Here is a 22,048-nt window from a genome sequence, read left to right on the forward strand (position 1 = left end):
CGGTACGCTGAAATATAGCTGGGGGGCGATGAATCAAATTGCTTAAAAAAGCTTCCTATTATGGCAGTTTAAGAAGGTAATTACAAGGGTTTTCCCGAATTTAATTATGATGGGGGTAATGGATTGGTTCATTTCACCCTCAAATGTTGGCATCGTTGATTTCCCCGCATATCTCGTGGGCGTGATCTTCACCATCTTATTTCCTGGCCCGAACTCCCTTTATGTGCTGACGATTGCCTCGCTAAAGGGTTGGCGTGCTGGGGTATGGGCGTCGCTAGGAATTTTTGTGGGCGATGCCATCTTGATGATTGGGGTTGCATTGGGTGCTGCAACTTTGCTTAATTCATCGCCCTCGATCTTTAATCTAATTCGCATGCTCGGCGCCGCCTACTTGGCGTGGATGGGTTATGGTTTTATTCGCGATGGTATGAAACGTTGGCGCGGTACTCAAGCTGCGACCGCTGCGGATGGGGGTGTCAATTATTTAGATGCCTTGCATCCGTCCATAGCTGCACTGACATTGTCTTTAACTAATCCCAAGGCAATCTTTTTCTTTGTTTCATTCTTCGTGCAATTTATTCAGCCAGAATATGCGCATCCAGCACACACATTTTTGTATTTGGCTTTTGTCTTGCAAGTAGTGAGCATGACTTACTTAACGGGTCTTATCTTCGCCGGGCAATTTTTCTTGAGCTTCTTCAGAAAGCATCCGCATTACGCAGCGGTTCTTTGGTTTGTTGTTGGCGCGTTGCTAATTGGATTCGCCGGAAAAATGTTGCTGTAGTCGCGGGTCTTCCAATAGTTTCTATTTAAGCCAACGCAATAAACGCTCAACGCCATTGCCGTAAGGCGGTCTTGCCAACTGGGTGCCGCGCAATAAATTAAGGCCAAAGAAGCCGCGAACCTCTAAAACAGACTTGCGATGACTAAATGTATCGAAACCTACCTTGCCATGGTAAGCACCCATACCGCTGGCACCAACACCACCAAAAGGCAAATCTTCAATCCCAGCATGCAGCAATGTGTCATTAATGGTCACGCCACCAGAACGCGTTTCATTCAGAATGCGCTGCATCACTTCCTTGTTCTTGCCAAACCAATACAGCGCTAGTGGCAATGGACGCTCATTGATGTAGCGGATTGTTGAATCAATATCGTTGATTGCCACGATTGGAAGAATCGGTCCGAAAACTTCTTCTTGCATGATGAGTGCATCTTCAGAAACATTTAAGAGTGCGACAGGTATGAAGGGTGGCGAGCTATTTTCCGCGGAAGAAATGAGGGGGATTGCTTGCGCCCCACGATCTATCGCATCTTGAACCAGCTGATGCCAGCGTGAGAGCTGATGCCCGTCAATCGCACTAGTCAATTCTTCTGGATTGGCAAATTGTTTTTGGGCTGCATGCTGTAGCTCTTGAATAAACGCATCGCAGTCACTTGCATGGATCAATACGTAATCAGGCGCTATGCAGGTTTGACCGCCATTGACTAGTTTGCCGTAAGCAATGCTAGCCGCAGCATCTTTTAGTTTGGCTGAGGAGTTGACAATCGCTGGGGACTTTCCACCCAATTCTAGGGTGAGGGGTGTGAGGTGATCAGCAGCTGCACGCATCACCTTTTTGCCGATTTCTGCCGAGCCAGTAAAAAAGAGATAATCAAAAGGAAGTGATGCAAAAGATTCCGCAACCTCTGTTCCGCCCGCACTGACGCAAAACTCACTAGGATGAAAATATTCCTGAATCAAGGTTGCTAAGAATCCAGAGGTGCGCGAACTTCTTTCTGATGGTTTGAGCCAAACGCGATTTCCAGCCGCAAAGGCTGCGATAGCTGGAACAAGGGCTAGTTGAACAGGGTAATTCCAGGGGCTCATGATGCCCACTACACCCATGGATTGCATTTGTGTCCAAGCATGAGACGAGCCCAAGAATCCCGGAGTTGAAACCAGCTGGGGTTTCATCCATTCTTTTAAGTGTTTGCGAACATGCTTGCATGCCTGATAAATCATTTGAAATTCAAGGAGTCGACTTTCAATCGAGTGGCGGGTACCAAAGTCTGCGGCCAAGACTTTGCAGATTTTCTCTTCATTGGCGGCAATCATTTGCTCAATACGCCCAATTCGCTCCAGGCGAACCTCTAGCGTGGGGTTTGGTTCCGCAGCATAAGCTGCTTTGATTTCATCTAATTGGAGTGTGAAGCGATTTATGGACATTGGGTTTGTGTAAGGCAAGCAAACGATTGAATAAGGCATTAGGATAAAGCCATGAGCCAAATCAACCATAAAAATCCATCCCATCTAGAGCGTGCCACCTTGGGCGGGGGATGCTTTTGGTGCCTAGAAGCGGTTTATCAGCAAATTTCTGGGGTTAGTGCGGTGGTGTCGGGATATGCGGGGGGACTTGCCCCAAACCCCGACTATGAGTCTGTTTGCACGGGCCAAACGGGCCATGCTGAAATCGTCGACGTGTATTTTGACCCGCTGATAGTGTCTTATCGTGATTTATTAGAAATCTTTTTTGTTATTCATGACCCAACAAGCTTGAACTATCAAGGCAATGATCATGGCACGCAATATCGCTCAGTTATTTTTACCCATAGCGAGAGTCAAAGTGCAACAGCGCATGAGCTTGTAAATGAACTAAAAGAGGGGAAGATTTATTCGGGCCTTATCGTTACTCAGATTGACGAGGCACCGGTCATTTATCCAGCCGAGGATTACCATCAAAACTATTTTCGTCAGCACCCAGGGCAGGGCTACTGCATAGCAGTCGTTGCCCCTAAGCTAGCAAAATTCAGAGCAAAGTTTCAATCTTTAATCGCCCCAGAGTTTCACTAGGGCAACTTGACTCAATTCTTTGGCCTCTCTTTTATGGTGCTAGGCGAGCAATACGCCAGCTAGTACCTTCGAGTTGATAGTGAATGCGGTCATGCAGTCGTGAAGGTCGACCTTGCCAAAACTCAATCTCAGTAGGGCGTAAGCGATATCCACCCCAATGCGCTGGTCGCGGTGCTTGGTCGCCAAAGTCTACTGCGAAACGTTTTTCAGCTTCTTCGAGAAATTCTCGATTCGGAATCTCAGCGCTTTGTGGTGAAGCCCAGGCTCCAATTCTGGAGGCGGCTGGGCGAGAATTAAAGTATTCATCGCTCTCATCAGCGCTTACTCGCTCAACCACCCCTTTGATGCGAACCTGACGCTCCAGTTCGTGCCAGTGGAATAACAAGGCAGCGTGAGGGCGGACAGCTAAGTCTTTGCCTTTTTCGCTTTCGTAATTGGTGAAGAAGGTAAAGCCAGCTTCATCCGCGCCTTTTAGTAAGACAATACGAGCTGATGGATTACCAGCTTTATCAGAGGTAGCCAAAGTCATGGAATTGGGTTCTGGGCATTCTGCTTTGATTGCCTGGTCAAACCAGACCTGAAATAAGGTCAATGGATTGGGTGGAACCTCAGTTTCTGAAAGCTGACCGAAGGTGTAGTTTTTGCGGAGTTGAGCAATGGAGTCCATATTTTCAGTATAAAGAGAAGCTATGACAGAAGACAAGTTAGAAGGCAGTTTGGATGATCGTCGTTTCGGGGGTGTAGCTCGCCTATACGGTCCGGAGTTACGTGAACGTTTTCGTCATGCCACAGTCGTAGTTGCGGGATTGGGTGGGGTGGGCTCTTGGGCCGCTGAAGCATTGGCGCGGACTGCGATTGGACATCTTGTTTTAATCGACTTTGATCATATTGCTGAGAGCAATACCAATCGTCAGCTCCATGCACTGGAGGGTGAGTATGGTAAGGCCAAGGTGCAGGCCATGACTGATCGTATCCGACACATTAATCCTGAGATCACACTCACTACCCATGATGCGTTTTTAGAGCCAGAAAATCTAGATGTGTTGATTCCGTCAGATGCAATCGTTTTGGATGCAACAGATTCAGTGCAAACCAAAATTGCTTTAGCAGTTTGGGCGAATAAGAATGAACGTGCCTTAGTCATGTGTGGTGCAGCTGGCGGAAAATCAGAGCCGACTTCTGTGCGTTGCGATGATCTTTCACGAACCGAGCAAGATGCATTGCTAGCAAAGGTACGTCAAGGTCTTAGGCAGGACCATGGCTTTTCTAGAAATCTCAAGAAAAAAATTGGTATTCGCGCCATCTATTCTCATGAACCTCGCGCAGGCGTTGCTAGTGGCGGCCTTGCTTGTTCTGGCTATGGCTCTACAGTGATGGTGACTGCTGCTTGTGGCCTAGCTGCTGCCGCAGAAGTTTTAAATCTCATTGCTGCCCAATCAGCAGTGATTGAAAAACCATCCGTAAATCCTTAAGGGCAATCCCTGTAGGAAATTACGGATTCTGCTGTCATCCCAAATTTATTAATTCCTCTTTAGGCTTGTACTCATCAAGCTAGCTCATTTTTTGTGCATCACATTTATTTGTTTAGGTACTTTGGGTATTTCTATCCCCTAGTGTAGATGCGCAGTCCTCCATAGACTTTGCCTCGTTGGTGACTTACCAACGACAAATCGAAAGGAGGTCTCTTTTGCAGACTGAACAAACTGGTTTACAGCGCCACCTTAAAGTCCGGCACATTCGCCTGATGGCTTTGGGGTCCACTATCGGTGTTGGATTATTTCTAGGCTCGGCAAGTGCGATCCAAATCGCAGGACCTTCCATCTTGTTGGGATATCTGTTGGCTGGTATCGTTGCCTTCATTGTGCTGCGCACCCTAGGAGAGATGGCAGTACATGAGCCAGTTGCAGGCTCATTTGCAGCTTATGCCAATACCTATGTTGGCCCTCTCGCGGGGTATATGGTGGGCTGGGGCTACTGGACCTATTGGATTGTCGTAGGAATAGCTGAAGTGACTGCTGTGGGTATTTACATGGGCATTTGGTTTCCTGAAACACCTCAGTGGATATGGGCCCTGTCTTCTATCTTGATGATGGGCTTAATCAATCTCATCGCCGTCAAAGTATTTGGCGAGTTTGAGTTTTGGTTTGCCTTAATCAAAGTAGTCGCTATTGTTGCCATGATTACATTGGGTGGTTCGGTCATTTTCTTTGGCTTTACTAATGACTGGAATCCAATTGGCTTGAGTAACCTATGGCAGCACGGCGGCTTCTTTCCAAACGGTGTTGGCGGTATGTTGCTTTCCTTACAGATGGTCTTATTTGCCTACGTTGGAATTGAGATGATTGGTTTATCTGCAGGTGAAGCTGAGAATCCACGCAAAACGATTCCGATGGCGATTGATTCATTGGCGTGGCGCATCTTGATTTTTTACATGGGTGCAATTCTCGTCATCCTGGCGATCTTCCCTTGGAATGAAGTTGGACAACAAGGTAGTCCTTTCGTAGTGATGTTTGAGCGCATTGGATTGCGTGAAGCTGCCGGCATCATTAACTTTATGGTGATTACCGCAGCCTTGTCATCTTGCAATGCAGGCATCTTTAGTGGTGGACGACTGTTGTATGCGCTTTCGGTGAATGGCTATGCGCCATCCCCCTTTGCTAAGTTATCAAAGTATGGCGTTCCCCATCGTGCGGTGATGGCGACTGTGGCAGTCTGCATGACTGGGGTAGTGCTGAACTACTTTGTTCCGGATAAGGCATTTCAATACATCATGGCCGCAGTGACCTTTGTTGGATTGATGGTGTGGATCGCTATTTTGATTACCCAAATCCAATTTCGCCGCTCACTCACAAAAGCCCAGGTTGCCGAATTGGCATATCGCACGCCATGGTGGCCTTATTCCTCGTGGTTCGCATTGGCATTTATTGCCTTGGTAGTGGTGTTAATGGGCTTTCATGAGGATGCACGGATTGCTTTGGTCTTGGGTCCGTGTTTATTAGGTGTGTATCTCGCCATGTTTTACATCGTTGGCTTGCATCGCAAAACAAAACTGAGTCGTGAATTCAAATAAGGAGACATAAATGATTGTTGGCGTACCTCAAGAAGTAAAAAATAATGAATTTCGTGTTGGCTTAACCCCAGGTAATGTGAGGGGCTTGTGTAAACAGGGTCACTCTGTTTTGGTTCAGCGTGGAGCTGGTGAGCAAATTGGCTTGAGTGATGAGTCTTATCGTTTGGCTGGCGCCACCTTAATCAATAGTGCTGCCGAAGTTTTTTCTAAAGCGGAGATGGTGGTTAAAGTGAAGGAGCCTCAGCCGCAAGAATGCGCGATGTTGCGTGAAGATCAAATCCTCTTTACCTATCTCCATTTGGCACCAGACCCACAGCAAACCAAGGCACTACTGGCTTCTGGGGCAACGTGTATTGCCTATGAAACCGTAACCTCATGCACTGGCTCTTTGCCACTCTTAGCGCCCATGAGTGAGGTGGCAGGAAGAATGTCTATTCAGGCTGCAGCTGCACATCTGGAGAAAACACATGGAGGGTTGGGCATCTTGATGGCGGGTGTGCCGGGAGTAGCGCCAGCAAAGGTAGTCATATTGGGCGCCGGTGTTGTGGGTCGGAATGCCTTACAAATGGCTGTCGGTATGGGCGCAGATGTATGCATCTTCGATCGCAATATCGATTGCTTAAGACAGATTGATATGCTCTACGGAAATCGCGTAAGAACTTTTTACGCTGATCCACTCTTAGTGGAGTTAGAGGTTTGCGAAGCAGATGTGGTGATTGGCGCGGTCTTGTTACCCGGTGCCGCAGCGCCAAAGCTAGTGACCAGAGAAATGGTTCGAAAAATGAAGTCAGGTGCGGTGGTGGTGGATGTGGCAATTGATCAAGGTGGCTGTTTTGAAACCTCCAAACCCACTACCCATGCAGACCCCACCTTTATTATCGATGGAGTGTTGCACTACTGTGTAGCAAATATGCCTGGCGCTGTTGCTCGTACTTCTACGTTTGCTTTGACTAATGCAACCTATCCCTTCATTGAGGCTTTAACAAACCGAGGGATGGTAAAGGCCTTATCCAAAGATCATCACTTGCGTAATGGCCTGAGTGTGCATCGCGGCAGCCTCACATCTGAGCCAGTAGCAAGAGCGCAGAAAATAGATTTTGTGCCTGCTGAAGAGTTATTGGCTGTTTAAGGCTAAGTGTTCAGGAGTTGGCATCTGGCGAGATGCCAACTTTCTAGGTCGTGTCGGGACTTGTCATATTTATCCACTATGATTTCAGTAGCACCTCACTTTTTAAGATAAGCAGGCTACTGAATTTATGGACTTCTCTGCATTAGCAATTTCTACCGGCGTAGTGGCTTTAGCCGAGATGGGTGATAAAACCCAATTACTCTCACTAATGTTGGCTGCCCGCTATCCCAAGCAGGCCATAGCCATTATTGGGGGCATATTCATTGCGACGATTGCAAACCATGCCTGTGCGGCGTTTCTAGGGCACTGGCTCACCACGTTTATGAGTCCAGATCTGCTGAAGTGGATTTTGGGTTTGAGCTTCTTAGGAATTGGTCTGTGGCTATTGGTGCCCGACCATATTGATGACGCTGCTGGCTCTAAAGTGGCAGACCGTGCTTTCCAAGTGTTCATGTTGACTGTTGGCCTCTTCTTTTTGGCGGAGATGGGGGATAAGACCCAAATCGCTACGATTGCCTTGGGCGCTAAGTATTCGGATGTATTTTCAGTAACGGTTGGCACCACTTTGGGGATGATGTTGGCCAATGCTCCAGCGGTTTGGATCGGTCAGAAATTCACTAAACGCATGCCAATCAAGTGGGTACACGCTGTTGCCGCCGTAACCTTTATTGCAATTGGTATTGCAACCCTCGTCTGGGGTTAGGGCGAAAATAATCTGTGGGGCTTAAAATTGCCCCATGAAAACTGATCTGCCACAGAGCTTTCGCAGGCTCGAATACTGCGCTCCAAATTACACCTTTTCAAAGGTTGAGCTAGATATTGCTTTAGATCCCGCTAGGACGATTGTGAAAAGTCGCCTAGAGGTTTTGCCTAGCGCTGGCCATGAGGCAGGAGTACCGCTGGTATTGCAGGGCCACGAGCTGGAATTTGTGAGCTTGCGTATTAATGGTGAGGCTCATCGTCAGTTTGAACTCACTCCTGAAGCGCTAACTATTCATGCGTTGCCGAATGAAGGTAAGCGAGCTTTCGTAGTTGAAATTATCTGCGTCTGTGCGCCTGAGAAAAATACCTCTTTGATGGGGCTGTATGTTTCTAATGGCAACTTCTTTACACAGTGCGAGGCTGAAGGCTTTAGAAAAATTACCTACTTCCTCGATAGACCAGATGTGATGGCGCGTTATCGCGTTACCCTGCGCGCTCGTGAAGCAGAGTGTCCAGTATTACTGTCTAACGGCAACCTCATTAGCGCCGAAAAATTACCGAATGGTTGGCATAGCGCTGTTTGGGAAGATCCATTTCCAAAGCCATCCTATTTGTTTGCCTTGGTTGCCGGCAAGCTCGAATGTATTGAAGAAACTATCACCACCAGCAGTGGTGCGAAAAAGTTATTGCAGATTTGGGTTGAGCCACATGATCTGAAAAAGACCCGCCATGCAATGGATTCCTTAATAGCCTCGATTCATTGGGATGAAAAACGTTATGGCCTGGAATTGGATTTAGAGCGATTCATGATTGTGGCAGTAGGTGATTTCAATATGGGGGCAATGGAGAACAAGGGTTTGAATGTATTCAATACCAAGTATGTTCTCGCTCAGCCTGAAACCGCTACTGATGCGGACTTTGCCAATATCGAAAGCGTTGTAGCCCATGAGTACTTCCACAATTGGACTGGTAACCGCGTCACTTGTCGCGATTGGTTCCAGCTCTCGCTTAAAGAGGGTTTAACTGTATTCCGCGACCAAGAGTTCTCTGCAGACCAAATGGGTAGTGAGTCGGGTAGGGCAGTAAGGCGTATTGAGGATGTGCGGCTCTTGCGTCAACTCCAATTCCCCGAAGATGCGGGTCCGATGGCGCACCCAATTCGTCCGGATGAGTATCAGGAGATCAATAATTTCTATACCGTGACGGTGTATGAGAAGGGTTCTGAAGTCGTGCGCATGTATCAAACCTTGCTTGGTATTGAAGGTTTCCGCAAGGGTATGGATCTCTACTTCAAGCGTCACGATGGTCAAGCAGTTACTTGCGATGATTTCTTATCGGCAATGGCGGATGCCAATGGGCGCGATCTTTCGCAGTTCAAGAATTGGTATAGCCAAGCAGGCACACCTAAAGTCAGAGTAGAAGAATCGTACGACGCAGATAAAAAACAATATCAAGTTACCTTAAAGCAAAGCCCTTCGGCTAATGCTGCGAATACAGATAGCAAGCCGTTTCATATTCCGCTGAAGATGCGTTTATTAACCCCCGCAGATGATCAGATTGAGACCTTGCTGGAGTTAACGCAAGAGCAGCAAACCTGGACCTTTGATCAGGTATCCAGTCGCCCGGTGCTGTCGATCAACCGCAATTTCTCAGCCCCGATTAATTTAGATTTTGATCAAAGTGAGGCTGATCTACTCACGATGTTCTCAAGCGATGATGATGCATTTAATCGCTGGGAAGCTGGCCAAAAGTTGGCCATGCAAATGATTCTGGATAATCGCTTGCCAGATGTGGCGCTCATTGAGGCTTATCGCAATCTGCTAACTGATCCAGACTTAGACCCCGCATTTAAAGAGCTGGCACTGACTTTGCCAGCAGAGACTTACTTGTATGAGCAGTGCACTAGCGTTGACCCACAAAAAATCTATGCGGCACGTCGTGCTTTCCGCCATGCCATTGCCAGTGAGTTGCGTATTGAGTGGGCTGCGCTCTACCAGCAAATGCAAACTCCAGGACCCTTTAATCCGGATGCAGCAAGTGCCGGTAAGCGCGCCCTAAAGAACTTGGCGCTCAGTATGTTGCTAGAAGCGGATCCATTGATTTGGGCGCCGATGGCGGTCAACCAATATCAGAATGCTGACAACATGACTGATCGATACGCCGCTTTAGCCGGATTGGTGATTCATGGCTCTAAATCGGCGGCAGCATGTTTAGAGGATTTCTATACTCGTTTTGCTGATGATGCTTTGGTGATCGATAAGTGGTTTGCATTGCAATCCAGTCGCCCACCAGTTGCTAATACTGAGTCGACACTGAGTGAGGTAAAGCGTTTGCGTGAGCATGAAGCTTTCAAGATGAACAACCCCAATCGTGTACGCAGTGTGATTCATGCTTTTTGTATGAATAACCCCGCAAGCTTTCATCAGATTGATGGCAGTGGCTATGCTTTTTGGGCGGAATCTGTTCTAGCGCTAGACCCCATTAACCCACAGGTAGCTGCCCGTTTAGCCAGAGGTCTAGATCGCTGGCATCATTTTGCCCAGCCCTACCAGGATCAAATGGTGGCAGCCCTTAAGCAGGTTGCTGCTTGTGAAACCCTCTCTGCAGATGTGAAAGAGGTGGTTTCTAAGGCCTTGGGGAATTGAGCTGATAGCCTCGCCTAGATTCACCATCCTTTTATTTCAATGGAAACTTGCTTTGTAGGCAACGTTAAGTTGGATGGCTAAGGCTTCTAAATTTTTATCGAATGTCCAGATCATGGCATTTTTAGATAATAGTGTTGAGGCAAGTAGTGAAATATCTACCGCTCCGCAGCCTAACTCATAAAACTTATTTTTTTCAACGAAATCTATCGTTTCTTCCATAGTTGCGACCGTTGCTTGGCGTAGGCTTTTTAATTGGCTCAAAGTTTGTAGTCTCGGGGCCGGAGGAGATCCGCAGGCAAGCTCCAAAAGAACCAGTGGGTGACATAGGACTTGATCGTTAACTAAAAGGGCTTGCAATGATGGGTTTCCTTTTCTGAAGTGAGCTATCCATACTGAAGTGTCAGCCAAAACCATCGTCATGATTACTGACCATCCTTTGGTTTTCGGCGGGGGATGCTCTTCATTTCAGGCGCCTTCCCTCCTAATGCTGCCAAACGTTTTCCGATTTGAACCCTGACAAATACATTCATTGCTTCGCGAAAAAGATCGGCCTTATCCATTCCAGGGTCTGCGAGCTCTAAACCCCGCTGATAAAGCTCGTCATCAATAGTTACGGTTGTTCTCATAGATTTCTCTCATCAATAATGATGCATATTAACATCAAAATTATCATCAATCTAGAGGAAGTAACTGATTAATGGCTACAAAATGTCCTCTAAAGCAGTCCCCTAAAGCCTATTTTTTGGAAATTTAGTGGCTGAACAGGGCAAAATAGACCCCATGTGAAATCTGTCGTTTAGACGGCGCCTACGGAGAAACTCCTTTTGACTGCTTCAAGTACTTTCAATACCAATTTCAAGCAATATCTAGAATCCACTCAGGTGAAGGGTGTAGCCATTCCTGCTGGCCTACAAGAGCTTTTGGTGGCAGTCGCTGGTACCTGCTCCACTTTGAGTCATGAGGTGGCCCAAGGTGCCTTGATTGGCCTATTGGGCTCCGCTGGTACTGGTAATGTCCAGGGCGAGGTTCAGCAAAAGCTGGATGTGATTGCTAATGACCTATTGATTGATGGTGTTCAAGGATGCAAATCATTGGCTGGCTTGGCTTCCGAAGAAATGGAATTGCCACTTCCAGTTCAGGGTACGGGTGACTACCTATTACTCTTTGATCCATTGGATGGCTCATCCAATATCGATGTGAACGTGTCCATTGGTACAATTTTTTCTGTACTCAAAAAACAAGATCCTGCAGCGCCGTTACAAACAGCTGATTTCTTATTGTCAGGGCGCCATCAAGTCGCAGCGGGTTATGTTGTGTATGGTCCGCAAACAACGATGGCCTTAACACTAGGCGATGGTGTGGTGATGTTTACTTTGAATAAAGTGACCGGCGAATTTGTCTTAATTAAACATGCGGTGGAGATTGCTCACTCAAGCAAAGAATTTGCAATCAATATGTCCAATATGCGTCACTGGGCTGAGCCCGTTCGTCGCTACGTAGATGAATGTTTAGCTGGTGTGAGTGGTGCACGGGACAAAGATTTCAATATGCGCTGGATTGCTTCTATGGTGGCTGATGTGCATCGCGTGCTATCTCGTGGTGGCATCTTTATGTACCCATGGGATCAACGTGAGCCCCATAAGCCCGGCAAGTTGCGCCTCATGTATGAAGCAAACCCAATGAGCTTCTTGGTAGAGCAGGCTGGCGGTGCATCAACCAATGGCGATCAACTGATCATGGATATGGTTCCTACTGAGCTCCATGAGCGCGTCTCTGTGATGCTGGGGTCTAAAGAGGAAATTGAGCGCTTACAGCACTACCATTCTCAGGTGTAAATCATTAGCGCCTAAGACGAGCGCTAAAGTAGTTCAATAAAAAGCCCAATCAAGTGATTGGGCTTTTTGGTTTAGGAGGACATCCTCAGTATTCAGGTTTAGTGCTTACGCTTGAACCTTCTCTTTAAGGTAGGCCAATGATTCTTCCACTTGGTCTATCAAGATGAGGCAGATATCCCCGGCAGATAAGTCATTGAGGGCGGTATCAATGGCTAAGAACTCACCGGTAATCTCTTTTACTTGTTTGGCTTTACTGGTGCCTACCAAGCCCTCTTGAAGAAGCTTTAATACTTCGCCATCTTCACGTCCGCGTTGGCATTGATCTTGGTAGAGGATCACGCTATCAAAGCTATTGCCTAGAATGCGGGTCAGATCACGAATGTCTTCATCGCGACGATCGCCAGCACCACTAATCACCACATGACTCTTCTTGGGTTTCATAGCTTCGATTGCACTCGCTAAGGCACGCATTGCATCGGGGTTATGGCCGTAGTCAGCAATCACGGTGGCACCTTTGTGCTGGAATTGATTAAAGCGTCCCGGCACAGCATTTGCGGAGCTCTCAAAAGAATGTAGTCCACGTGCAATCTTATCGGCATCCAAGCCTAAGGCCCAGCCAGCACCAATGGAAGCCATAGCATTTTCCACTTGGAATCCTAAAACACCATTTTGAGTTAATGGAATCTCACTAACCGGGAAGCGAAAGAGTACACGTGATCCTTTAGAGCAGACGATATAAGTACCATCAAAGTAAATCACTTTTTTATTCTTGGCGCGGTGGGCTGCTATCACTGGATGGTGTTGATTTTGTGCAAAGAAAATCACCCGACCTGTGCAGACATCACCCATCTTCACAACAATCGGATCGGCGGCATTCAGAACTGCAGCACCGGTTGGGGCAACGTTTTGAACGATAACCCGCTTCAAGATGGCCAAGTCCTCAACACTGGTGATGTAGTTCAGGCCCAAGTGGTCGCCTTCACCAATATTGGTAACTACGGCAACTTCGCATCGATCAAAGCCTAAGCCTTCACGCAGCATTCCACCTCTAGCTGTTTCTAGAACAGCAGCATCGACGTCAGGATGCATGAGGACATTGCGTGCGCTCTTGGGGCCACTACAGTCTCCAGAGTCAATTAAGCGATGGTTAATGTAGACACCATCAGTGGTAGTCATGCCAACACGTAAGCCAGTCTCATTCAGTAAATGAGAGATGAGTCGTACGGTAGTGGTTTTGCCATTAGTCCCAGTCACCGCTACTACGGGGATGCGACCATCTTCACCCAACGGGTACATCATGTTGACGATGTCTTCACCAACGGGACGGCTCTTGCCGTAGGACGGTTTGAGGTGCATGCGTAAGCCTGGTGCTGCGTTGACTTCAACAATACCGCCACCTTGAGTTTCTAAAGGCTTGTAAATTGCCTCGCACAGAATATCGACACCGGCAATATCTAATCCAATCATTTGTGCGGCAGCGATGGCACTTGCAGCAACATCAGGATGCACATCATCGGTCACATCGGTTGCCGTTCCGCCAGTACTGAGGTTGGCGTTATTGCGCAACAGAACGCGCTCACCCGTCTTAGGGACGTATTGTGGGGTGAGATGATTGCCTGCTAAGTGGGCAAGAGCGATGTCATCAAAACGAATCTTGGTTAATGCAGTTGCGTGACCATCACCCCGTAATGGGTTTTTGTTTTCAAGTTCAACTAATTCAGCAACAGTATGTTTGCCATCCCCCACTACTTGAGCGGGCTCGCGGCGAGCCGCTGCGGAAAGGCGATTGCCAACAACGAGTAAGCGATAGTCCGCGCCAGGTAGGTAACGCTCCACAATCGTGTCTCGTCCAAAGGCTTGGGTGACAACAAAACCAGCGCGTACTTCGGCTTCAGTTTGGATGTTAGCGACAACACCTTTGCCCTGATTGCCGTCCTTGGGTTTAAGAACGATTGGCCCGCCAATATTTTGGGCTGCGCGCCATGCGTCATCAGCAGTGGTGACCACTTCACCAATTGGAACGGACACTCCTGCGGCTGCCAATAGGTTTTTGGTGAGCTCTTTATCTTGCGCAATGGCCTCGGCAATCGCGCTAGTGTCGCTAGTCTCAGCAGCTTGAATCCGTTTTTGTTTGCTACCCCAGCCAAACTGCACCATGCTACCTTCAGTCATACGGCGATAGGGAATATTTCTTTGTACGGCAGCATCAACGATAGATCCGGTACTTGGTCCTAGGCGGACATCTTCATACAGCGCCTCTAATTCAGAGAGGGCGGCAGCTAGATCGAACGGCACGTCACTGAGAGTTGATTGAATCAGGGCAAAAGCAAAGTCAAATGCCATGCGCCCGACAACTTCTTCGGTGTACTCCGCCACAACTTGATAGACACCCACTTCAATTGTCTGCACTGTACGGCTAAAGGTAACTGGGCAGCCCGCTTGAGACTGCAGGCCAAGTGCAGCATGCTCTAAAGCGTGGGCTAAGGACAGAACTTCATTGTGACCTCCGCGACGCATGCTTCCCAATTGAGGAAAGCGTTCACGGATTTTGGTTTCAAATTGGGGAATCGAATCGATTGAACGCTCGGATTCATCACAAGAAACAATGGCCTCTAGGGCAGTGTGCCGGCTCCATAAATTCGGGCCGCGCAGCATACGAATACGAGTGATTTCCAATTAAACCCCTGCTGGAACGCTAGCGTCAGAAACAAAGGTTTCTGCACCAGCTTCAATAACGTTGAACGGAATTTCTAAAGCCCAAGCTGCAGCAATTGCCGCACCCAAATTCATGGCCTTCCATGGCGCGTCAGCATTGGGCTCAGAGTGGTGTGGGACAGGAATACTTTTTTGATCATGCTTACCGGATTTCAAGGTAATTTGCTGATTGCCAATAACGACGATGCGACCACCATTTTTTAAGTGCTCTTGTGCAATAGATGATGAGGAGTCTTGGGTAAAGAAGATGACTTCGCCATCACAAAGTTCGGCCATGCTTGCAACCATAGGGTCATCTGCATTAAGTACAGCAACGCCTGTTGGCAAAACAACATCCACTTGTGTTCTGACAATGCTAAAGACTTGATCTTCATCGTAGATGGCGTATTGAGGGAAGTTGGCTTTAGGATCGATATTTAGAACCACGCCTACTTGGCAACGGTCATAAGCCAAACCCTCGATCAGCATGGATAAGTTGTTGTTTTCGATCACAGCTGCTTCAACAGCGCGATTTAATAAAGTACGACGGGCATTTTCCCAGTTGGCAGCGTTGCTCTTTTGGATGGAGCGATGGCCAAAAAATAATCCCTTGCTGCAAGAGAGGCCAACATACAAATTAGTGAGTCGCAGGAAGTGCGCAATCATTTCAGCAACAGGGGTTTTACCGCGAGCGCCGCAGACACCTACTACTGGAATGCGGAAATCAGCTCCTGGCGGGAAGAGATGATTAGCAATTTCTTTACCAACAGGCTGGGGCTTGCCGCTAGCGGGTTTCAAATGCATTAACAAACCTGGGCCAGCATTAACTTCAACGATGGCTGCATTTTGCGTTTCTAGAGGCTTGCTGATATCTTGCGCGACCAAATCAACGCCGGCAATTTCTAATCCGACTACGCGAGCTGCCAAAGCAACTTGACTGGCCACCTCTGGATGAACCAAATCAGTAACATCAAATGCCACATTACCATTGCTTTGAATGAGCACCTTTTGATCCAGCGGTGGAACGCTAGACCCGGTCAGTTTTTGACGTGCAAGTTCCAACTCAACTGCAGAATCAATGCGAACTGGATTTAGCGGGTGCTCTTCGGCAGTGCCACGACGTGGGTCAGAGTTAATCTGAATCTGAATGAGCTCAAGCACAGTGTGTTTACTATCACCCGTAACCCATACGGTTTCACCTTTAGCAGCCGCAACGACTTTATTGCCCACAACTAGCAAGCGATGTTCGTCGCCAATGATGTGGCGCTCAACCAATACTTCACTACCTTCATTAATCGCTACCGCATAGGCGGCTTCAATTTCTTGTTGGGTGTACAGATTGATAAACACGCCACGACCATGATTGCCATCAATGGGTTTCACAACTACCGGTAAGCCGATGTCTTGCGCTGCTTCCCAAGCATCATCTGGGCTGGTGACTGTACGGCCTTCAGGGGTTGGCACGCCTGCGCTAGATAGCAGGCTCTTGGTGAGGTCTTTGTCGCGAGAAATAGTTTCTGCAATAGCGCTGGTTTGATCAGTCTCTGCCGTCCAAATACGACGTTGTTTGGCGCCGTAACCTAATTGAACTAAGTTGCCTTCGGATAAGCGAATAGAGGGGATGCCGCGTTCTTCAGCAGCGTTAACGATGCAGGCAGTACTTGGTCCGAGCAATAGGTCATCACCAAGCTCACGCAGTTCTTCAATGATGGTCTTGACTAAGGCGACTGGATCTTTGGTGTCTTGCGCTAGAGCAAGATATAAGTCGCGAGCGTACTTCAGTGCAGTGAGGGTTACTTCTTCATTGATAGCGCTCACCATGACTTTGTAAACGCCCCGACGATCGCCGTCACGTGCTTTACCGAATCCTCCGGGAATGCCGGCTAAATTTTGTAATTCAAGGGTAAGGTGCTCCAGGATGTGGGCAGGCCAAGTTCCTTCTTCAACCCGCTTCAGAAATCCACCGGCTTCACCATAACTACAGCGGTGTTCTTGGAGGCTGGGGAGAGCCTTGACAAGGCGGTCATAAAAACCGGGAATGAGGTTGGAGGGGAAATCCTCTAGGTCGCCGATATCAAGCCAAACCTCAATAACGGGATGGTAAGTCCACATATTGGGGCCGCGGAGATGCTTGACGCTCAAGATCTCAATGGTTTTATCTAGTAATTGGGGCATATGTGGAATGGGGAATCTCTGCGCCACTTCAGAAGGTGAGGGCGGGATGTCTCAGACTGTCTCTCTGGTTCTAGTAATTATTCAAAATCCACAAAATTAGCAAAAATACATAAAAAAGCCTACTTCGATAATTTAACGGCTTTCTGCCTCCTAAAGTTGACATAGCCACTAAATCTAAAAAATCTAGCTCCACTATACTTTTAGGACTAATGAAGCCAGAAATTTCCCTATCCACACCCCCTCCGCCAAATCATTGGACTAGCGTTTTAATGGGATCCCAGCATCCCATCCAAGACCTTGACTCAATACTGGCTTGGGTCGAGCTAGATCTTGATGCAGAAATGCGCTTTAAGAAAAGCCTGCTTTGTTTGATTCCATCTGGGCTCATTTGGGTAGATGGCAAGCGTTCAGAATTCTGGCCGCTGAGCTCTGGGGCTCATCTTTTGCATGGGGATCATGCTGGCGTAGGGCACCTTAAACTGGAATCTGAGACTAGTTTGCTCAGGCTTTGGTACTTCACCTTGGCAGTAAATCCTCAAATCTTGCGTTTACAGAGCAGCTTCAAGCAGCTTGCTCGTGGTGATGGAGCTAAGCAAGCAGTTCAGGAGTCTTCTGAATACGATAAGCAGGTATGCCCGGTTTGCTTGAGCCCCAAGCCTGCCAATTCTGATGCTTGCCCGACTTGCGATCCAGAGGAGGATGCACCTCCATCCACTTGGACCTTATTTAAGTTGTGGTGTTTTGCTCGCCCCTACAAAAAAGAACTTTTACTGGGTTTTGTCCTGACTTTGCTGTCAACAGGCGCAACCCTGATTCCGCCATACCTCACGATGCCTTTGATGGATCACGTGTTGATTCCTTATGAAAAAGGCAATCCGATTGATTTTGATTTAGCAAGTAAGTATCTGCTTGCCTTGTTTGCGGCGGCTATCGTGGCTTGGGGCTTAGGTTGGTGGAAAACCTACCTCCTAGCTTTGGTAAGTGAACGTATTGGCGCAGATTTACGTAACACGACCTTTGAGCATTTACTCAAACTGTCCTTGGAGTATTTTGGCGGCAAAAGAACGGGCGACTTAATTGCACGTATCGGTGCTGAGACTGATCGTATTTGCGTATTTCTATCGCTCTACGCTCTAGACTTTGCAACGGATGTGCTGATGATCGCGATGACCGCTGCGATTTTGGTTTCAATTGATCCACTATTGGCCTTGGTAACGCTTGCACCATTGCCATTCATTGTTTGGATGATTCATGTAGTCCGCGACAAGCTCCGTTTTGGTTTTGAAAAGATTGATCGCATTTGGTCTGAGGTCACCAATATCTTGGCTGACACCATTCCAGGTATTCGTGTAGTCAAAGCATTTGCTCAAGAAGATCGTGAGCTCAAGCGTTTTGTCGATTCCAATAAACACAATTTACAAATTAATGATCGCGTTAACCGAGTTTGGGGATTATTTTCCCCAACAGTCACGCTCTTAACTGAAACTGGCCTCTTAGTGGTGTGGGGTTTTGGTATTTGGCAGGTCGCCCATCAAAAGGTAACCGTAGGTGTATTGATTGCATTCCTTGCTTACATTGGCCGTTTTTATATTCGACTAGATTCAATGAGTCGGATTGTTTCGCATACACAAAAAGCAGCTGCTGGTGCGAAACGCATCTTTGATATTTTGGATCACGTTTCTAGCGTTCCCGAGCCTATCAATCCGGCTCCTTTGGGTGAAGTCAAAGGCCGCATCTCCCTACGGGGCGTGGGTTTCCGCTATGGCAATCGTGCGGTATCTAAGGGGATTGATCTGGATATTGCGCCTGGAGAAATGATTGGCCTAGTGGGTCACAGCGGCTCTGGCAAGAGCACTTTGGTGAACCTCATTTGCCGCTTCTATGATGTGAGCGCTGGTTCGATCGCTTTGGATGGGCGCGATATTCGTAGCATCGGAATTGCTGACTATCGCAAGTGCATCGGCTTAGTTCTACAAGAGCCATTCTTGTTCTTTGGCACGATCGCAGAAAATATTGCCTATGGCAAACCAGAAGCGACTCGAGAAGAAATCATTGAAGCTGCGCGCGCTGCCCATGCTCATGAATTTATTCTGCGCCTACCACTGGGTTACGACTCTTTGGTTGGTGAGCGTGGTCAATCACTTTCAGGTGGTGAGCGTCAACGCATTTCAATTGCACGTGCGCTATTAATTAATCCAAGCATTCTGATTTTGGATGAAGCTACATCTTCAGTCGACACGACAACTGAAAAAGAAATTCAGCGCGCTTTAGATAATTTGGTCAAAGGCCGCACAACCATTGCAATTGCACATCGTCTTTCTACGTTGAGAAAAGCAGATCGCTTGGTGGTGCTAGATAAAGGTGAGATCGTGGAGATTGGCTCGCATGATGAGTTGATGGATGCGCAGGGTGCGTACTACGCCTTGTATCAAGCGCAGCTCCGTCATGCTGCAGAGCTCGTTGAAGGTGGCGCTATTGGTGAAAGTATTGATGAAGGCGAAGAAGAACGCTTGCAAGTCATAGCCAAAGAAACTGGGGGCGGGGTATGAGCCATTATCAAAAGTCACATACGCTCGAGCGAGATTCGCTCGGTCGCCTAGTGCTGATCGACGCAAGTGGCAATTACCATGTCGGGGTTTATCCGGTCAGAGCCTTTCCGATTACCGCTCCAGGAGCTGGAATCTCCATCATGGATCAGTCCGGCAAAGAGTTGTGTTGGTTTGACAACCTTGGCGCTATTCCGGAGGCTGAATTAGGGTTGATTGAAGAAGAAATGGCTGCCCGCGAGTTCATGCCAGTCATTGAAAAAATTACCAAGGTATCCACTTTTGCTACCCCGAGTATTTGGGATATTGAAACTGACCGTGGCCCCACCAGAATCCGCCTCAAAGCAGAGGAGGATATTCGTCGAATTGCTGGTAATACTCTTCTCATTGCCGATTCCAATGGCCTGCAATTTTTGATTAAAGATTCCACTCAGTTAGATAAGGTGAGTAAGAAGCTTTTAGATCGATTCCGCTAGAATAAAACTGCGCAGCTATCACTAGTAGCGCCGCTTTAGCTCAGTTGGTAGAGCAGTTCATTCGTAATGAAAAGGTCGCCAGTTCGATTCCGGCAAGCGGCACCAAAATTCCTTATCAGGGTAATTACTGATGAGCTAGTGTTACCCCTAACTGCCCATTTAGCAATTATTGATGGCAATCAAGTGTTCATGTCCCAAGTTGCATAAAAATCCTTACATAACAAAGAAAAGCCAAAGTAATATTGGTATTCAAATTTTTTGGAGGAGCGTTCATGAAGATGAAGTTAAAAGGGGCATTGATTTCCACCGCATTAGCCCTCGGTGCTGCTGCTGTTTCACCTGCATTTGCTGCTTGGGAGCCAACTAAACCGGTTGAGTTCATCATTCCTGCCGGCCCTGGCGGTGGTGCTGATCAAATGGCCCGCATGATCCAAGGCATCATCACTAAAAATAACCTCATGAAACAGGCCATCATTCCAGTGAATAAGTCTGCTGGTGCTGGTGCTGAAGGCTTCTTGGCAATCAAAGATGCCAAAGGCGATCCTAATAAGATCGTTATCACGCTTTCAAACTTATTTACCACTCCATTGGCGACTGGCGTTCCTTTCAACTGGAAGGATATTACCCCGGTAGCTATGTTGGCTTTAGACCAGTTTGTATTGTGGGATAACGCTGACAAGCCATATAAAACAGCCAAAGAATATATCGATGCCGCTAAAGCAGCTGGCCCAGGTAAATTCAAAATGGGTGGTACTGGCTCTAAGCAAGAGGATCAAATAATTACCGTTGCCCTTGAAAAAGCGACTGGTGCTAAGTTCACCTACATCCCATTTAAAGGGGGTGGCGACGTTGCTGTTCAGCTCGTAGGTAATCACATTGATTCTTCTGTGAATAACCCAATCGAAGCAGTAGCTCAATGGCGTGCAAACAAATTACGTGCTTTGTGCGTATTTGATGACACACGTATGCCTTATAAAGAGAAGATCACTGCAACCCAATCATGGAACGATGTTCCAACCTGTAAAGAGGTTGGGGTGCCCACTGATTACGTGATGTTGCGTGGCATCTTCATGGCGCCAGGCGTAACTCAAGAGCAAGTTGACTTTTATGTGAACTTGTTCAAAAAAGTGCGCGAGACACCAGAGTGGAAAAAATTCATGGCTGACGGTGCATTCAATCAAACATTTATGACCGGTAAAGAATTCACTAACTGGTTGACTTTGAATGAAGTGCTCCACAAACAGTTAATGACCGAAGCTGGTTTCTTGGCTAAGTAATCGCTGGATACAAGATAGGGCCTCTGCGAGGAGGTCCTATTTTTTTGAACGCAAAACGTAATAATTATCAGCATTAAAAGTAAAGCAGTATTAATTAACCATCTATTGGCGAACGAAGCACATGTCTGAACATACAAATAATTCAAATCAAGAATCGGTTATCAGCGTCAGGATGATGGATATCATCACCTCCCTCTTGTTTATTGCCGTAGGGCTTGTGGTGATGACTGGAAGTATTAAGTTGGGTGCTAGCTGGGGTAGCGATGGCCCAGAAGCCGGCTACTTTCCTTTTTATATCAGCTTGATCATCATTCTTTCCAGCGTTGTTACGCTCTATCAATCCGCAGTAGTAGATAGAAAAAAGAAAAAAGAATCTTTTGTTGATAAAGAATCTTTCAAGCAAGTAATGGCCGTATTGTTGCCTGCCATCGTCTTTGTTCTTGGTGTTCAATTAGTTGGTATTTATGTATCTTCTGTAATTTATATCGCTATCTTTATGGTCTGGCTGGGCAAGTACCCAGTGTGGAAGGCAATAGCAGTTTCTGTTGGAGTGAGCGCATCTCTCTATCTGATGTTCGAGTACTGGTTCCAAGTACCGTTGCCACACGGCTCATGGATTAATCCGCTTGAATTTCTTGGCGTGCAATAAAAAAATAACTATTAAAA

Annotated in this window: 18 protein-coding genes and 1 tRNA gene; 13 read left to right on the plus strand and 6 right to left on the minus strand. The window is 47.3% G+C overall.

The genetic code is table 11. The features are described 5' to 3' along the window. The first annotated feature begins 118 nt into the window (after positions 1–118). The gene (gene leuE, locus ICN12_RS09680; RefSeq protein WP_216272301.1) at positions 119–784 is read left to right on the plus strand and encodes a leucine efflux protein LeuE; all 666 of its coding nucleotides are present in this window, start codon (positions 119–121) and stop codon (positions 782–784) included. Positions 785–805: 21 nt separating this feature from the next. On the opposite strand, the gene ICN12_RS09685 is transcribed toward leuE, so the two are convergent. Beyond that, positions 806–2,209, minus strand: coding sequence for a coniferyl aldehyde dehydrogenase (locus ICN12_RS09685; protein ID WP_216862182.1), 1,404 nt, complete (start codon positions 2,207–2,209; stop codon positions 806–808). Positions 2,210–2,260: 51 nt separating this feature from the next. Between ICN12_RS09685 and msrA the strand changes: the two genes are divergently transcribed. Beyond that, a complete protein-coding gene (msrA, locus tag ICN12_RS09690) occupies positions 2,261–2,833 on the plus strand; it encodes a peptide-methionine (S)-S-oxide reductase MsrA (RefSeq protein ID WP_216272302.1) in 573 nt (190 codons plus the stop codon). A 31-nt stretch (positions 2,834–2,864) separates the two neighbouring features. Here msrA and pdxH read toward each other — a convergent pair whose 3' ends face one another. After that, positions 2,865–3,500, minus strand: a complete 636-nt coding sequence (gene pdxH / locus ICN12_RS09695) for a pyridoxamine 5'-phosphate oxidase (protein WP_216272303.1) — start codon at positions 3,498–3,500, stop codon at positions 2,865–2,867. 22 nt (positions 3,501–3,522) lie between these two features. Between pdxH and ICN12_RS09700 the strand changes: the two genes are divergently transcribed. From ICN12_RS09700 to pepN, 5 genes are all read left to right on the plus strand, one after another. Continuing rightward, positions 3,523–4,305, plus strand: a complete 783-nt coding sequence (locus ICN12_RS09700; protein ID WP_216272304.1) for a tRNA threonylcarbamoyladenosine dehydratase — start codon at positions 3,523–3,525, stop codon at positions 4,303–4,305. Positions 4,306–4,577: 272 nt separating this feature from the next. After that, entirely contained in the window at positions 4,578–5,903 is a 1,326-nt protein-coding gene (locus ICN12_RS09705; RefSeq protein ID WP_304608774.1) for an amino acid permease, read from the plus strand. A gap of 10 nt (positions 5,904–5,913) precedes the next feature. Next, positions 5,914–7,032, plus strand: coding sequence for an alanine dehydrogenase (gene ald, locus ICN12_RS09710; protein WP_216272306.1), 1,119 nt, complete (start codon positions 5,914–5,916; stop codon positions 7,030–7,032). A gap of 127 nt (positions 7,033–7,159) precedes the next feature. Next, complete coding sequence (locus ICN12_RS09715) at positions 7,160–7,735, plus strand: TMEM165/GDT1 family protein (RefSeq protein WP_216272307.1); 576 nt, start codon at positions 7,160–7,162, stop codon at positions 7,733–7,735. Positions 7,736–7,769: 34 nt separating this feature from the next. Continuing rightward, a complete protein-coding gene (gene pepN, locus ICN12_RS09720) occupies positions 7,770–10,379 on the plus strand; it encodes an aminopeptidase N (RefSeq protein ID WP_216272308.1) in 2,610 nt (869 codons plus the stop codon). 36 nt (positions 10,380–10,415) lie between these two features. Here pepN and ICN12_RS09725 read toward each other — a convergent pair whose 3' ends face one another. Beyond that, positions 10,416–10,799, minus strand: coding sequence for a type II toxin-antitoxin system VapC family toxin (locus ICN12_RS09725; RefSeq protein WP_216272309.1), 384 nt, complete (start codon positions 10,797–10,799; stop codon positions 10,416–10,418). A gap of 2 nt (positions 10,800–10,801) precedes the next feature. Continuing rightward, entirely contained in the window at positions 10,802–11,005 is a 204-nt protein-coding gene (locus ICN12_RS09730) for a type II toxin-antitoxin system VapB family antitoxin (protein ID WP_216272310.1), read from the minus strand. 198 nt (positions 11,006–11,203) lie between these two features. Between ICN12_RS09730 and ICN12_RS09735 the strand changes: the two genes are divergently transcribed. Further along, positions 11,204–12,214: a class 1 fructose-bisphosphatase gene (locus ICN12_RS09735; RefSeq protein ID WP_216272311.1), complete on the plus strand. Its 1,011-nt coding sequence runs from the start codon at positions 11,204–11,206 to the stop codon at positions 12,212–12,214. Positions 12,215–12,319: 105 nt separating this feature from the next. Here the strand turns inward: ICN12_RS09735 and cphA are convergent, their stop codons facing one another. After that, positions 12,320–14,890, minus strand: a complete 2,571-nt coding sequence (cphA, locus tag ICN12_RS09740) for a cyanophycin synthetase (RefSeq protein WP_216272312.1) — start codon at positions 14,888–14,890, stop codon at positions 12,320–12,322. Continuing rightward, the gene (locus ICN12_RS09745; protein WP_216272313.1) at positions 14,891–17,083 is read right to left on the minus strand and encodes a cyanophycin synthetase; all 2,193 of its coding nucleotides are present in this window, start codon (positions 17,081–17,083) and stop codon (positions 14,891–14,893) included. It lies immediately after the preceding gene. A gap of 209 nt (positions 17,084–17,292) precedes the next feature. On the opposite strand from ICN12_RS09745, the gene ICN12_RS09750 reads away from it, so the two are divergent. The 5 genes from ICN12_RS09750 to ICN12_RS09770 all read left to right on the plus strand — a co-directional run bounded on the left by ICN12_RS09750 (position 17,293) and on the right by ICN12_RS09770 (position 22,031). Then, entirely contained in the window at positions 17,293–19,632 is a 2,340-nt protein-coding gene (locus tag ICN12_RS09750) for a cyanophycin metabolism-associated ABC transporter (protein ID WP_216272314.1), read from the plus strand. Next, positions 19,629–20,105 (plus strand): cyanophycin metabolism-associated DUF1854 family protein, encoded by a 477-nt coding sequence (locus ICN12_RS09755; protein ID WP_216272315.1) that lies wholly within the window; start codon positions 19,629–19,631, stop codon positions 20,103–20,105. Before ICN12_RS09750 ends, ICN12_RS09755 begins: the two co-directional genes overlap by 4 nt. 29 nt (positions 20,106–20,134) lie before the next feature. Further along, positions 20,135–20,210, plus strand: a tRNA-Thr gene (locus ICN12_RS09760). Positions 20,211–20,383: 173 nt separating this feature from the next. Further along, positions 20,384–21,382 carry a Bug family tripartite tricarboxylate transporter substrate binding protein gene (locus ICN12_RS09765; protein WP_216272333.1) on the plus strand — a complete coding sequence of 333 codons (999 nt, stop codon included), beginning with the start codon at positions 20,384–20,386 and terminating at the stop codon, positions 21,380–21,382. A gap of 121 nt (positions 21,383–21,503) precedes the next feature. Next, positions 21,504–22,031, plus strand: a complete 528-nt coding sequence (locus tag ICN12_RS09770) for a tripartite tricarboxylate transporter TctB family protein (protein ID WP_216272316.1) — start codon at positions 21,504–21,506, stop codon at positions 22,029–22,031. The last annotated feature ends 17 nt before the right edge of the window (positions 22,032–22,048 follow it).

Origin of the sequence: Polynucleobacter sp. AM-25C3, from assembly GCF_018882335.1 — a bacterium.
Classification (GTDB): domain Bacteria; phylum Pseudomonadota; class Gammaproteobacteria; order Burkholderiales; family Burkholderiaceae; genus Polynucleobacter.

Coding starts and splice junctions, on each gene's coding strand:
- leuE (WP_216272301.1), top strand. CDS start 119: ATGGATTGGTTCATTTCACCCTCAAATGTTGGCATCGTTGATTTCCCC.
- ICN12_RS09745 (WP_216272313.1), bottom strand. CDS start 17,083: ATGCCCCAATTACTAGATAAAACCATTGAGATCTTGAGCGTCAAGCAT.
- ICN12_RS09715 (WP_216272307.1), top strand. CDS start 7,160: ATGGACTTCTCTGCATTAGCAATTTCTACCGGCGTAGTGGCTTTAGCC.
- pepN (WP_216272308.1), top strand. CDS start 7,770: ATGAAAACTGATCTGCCACAGAGCTTTCGCAGGCTCGAATACTGCGCT.
- ICN12_RS09770 (WP_216272316.1), top strand. CDS start 21,504: ATGTCTGAACATACAAATAATTCAAATCAAGAATCGGTTATCAGCGTC.
- ICN12_RS09705 (WP_304608774.1), top strand. CDS start 4,578: ATGGCTTTGGGGTCCACTATCGGTGTTGGATTATTTCTAGGCTCGGCA.
- ICN12_RS09750 (WP_216272314.1), top strand. CDS start 17,293: ATGAAGCCAGAAATTTCCCTATCCACACCCCCTCCGCCAAATCATTGG.
- ICN12_RS09685 (WP_216862182.1), bottom strand. CDS start 2,209: ATGTCCATAAATCGCTTCACACTCCAATTAGATGAAATCAAAGCAGCT.
- ICN12_RS09725 (WP_216272309.1), bottom strand. CDS start 10,799: ATGACGATGGTTTTGGCTGACACTTCAGTATGGATAGCTCACTTCAGA.
- ICN12_RS09755 (WP_216272315.1), top strand. CDS start 19,629: ATGAGCCATTATCAAAAGTCACATACGCTCGAGCGAGATTCGCTCGGT.
- ICN12_RS09700 (WP_216272304.1), top strand. CDS start 3,523: ATGACAGAAGACAAGTTAGAAGGCAGTTTGGATGATCGTCGTTTCGGG.
- pdxH (WP_216272303.1), bottom strand. CDS start 3,500: ATGGACTCCATTGCTCAACTCCGCAAAAACTACACCTTCGGTCAGCTT.
- msrA (WP_216272302.1), top strand. CDS start 2,261: ATGAGCCAAATCAACCATAAAAATCCATCCCATCTAGAGCGTGCCACC.
- ald (WP_216272306.1), top strand. CDS start 5,914: ATGATTGTTGGCGTACCTCAAGAAGTAAAAAATAATGAATTTCGTGTT.
- ICN12_RS09765 (WP_216272333.1), top strand. CDS start 20,384: ATGAAGTTAAAAGGGGCATTGATTTCCACCGCATTAGCCCTCGGTGCT.
- ICN12_RS09730 (WP_216272310.1), bottom strand. CDS start 11,005: ATGAGAACAACCGTAACTATTGATGACGAGCTTTATCAGCGGGGTTTA.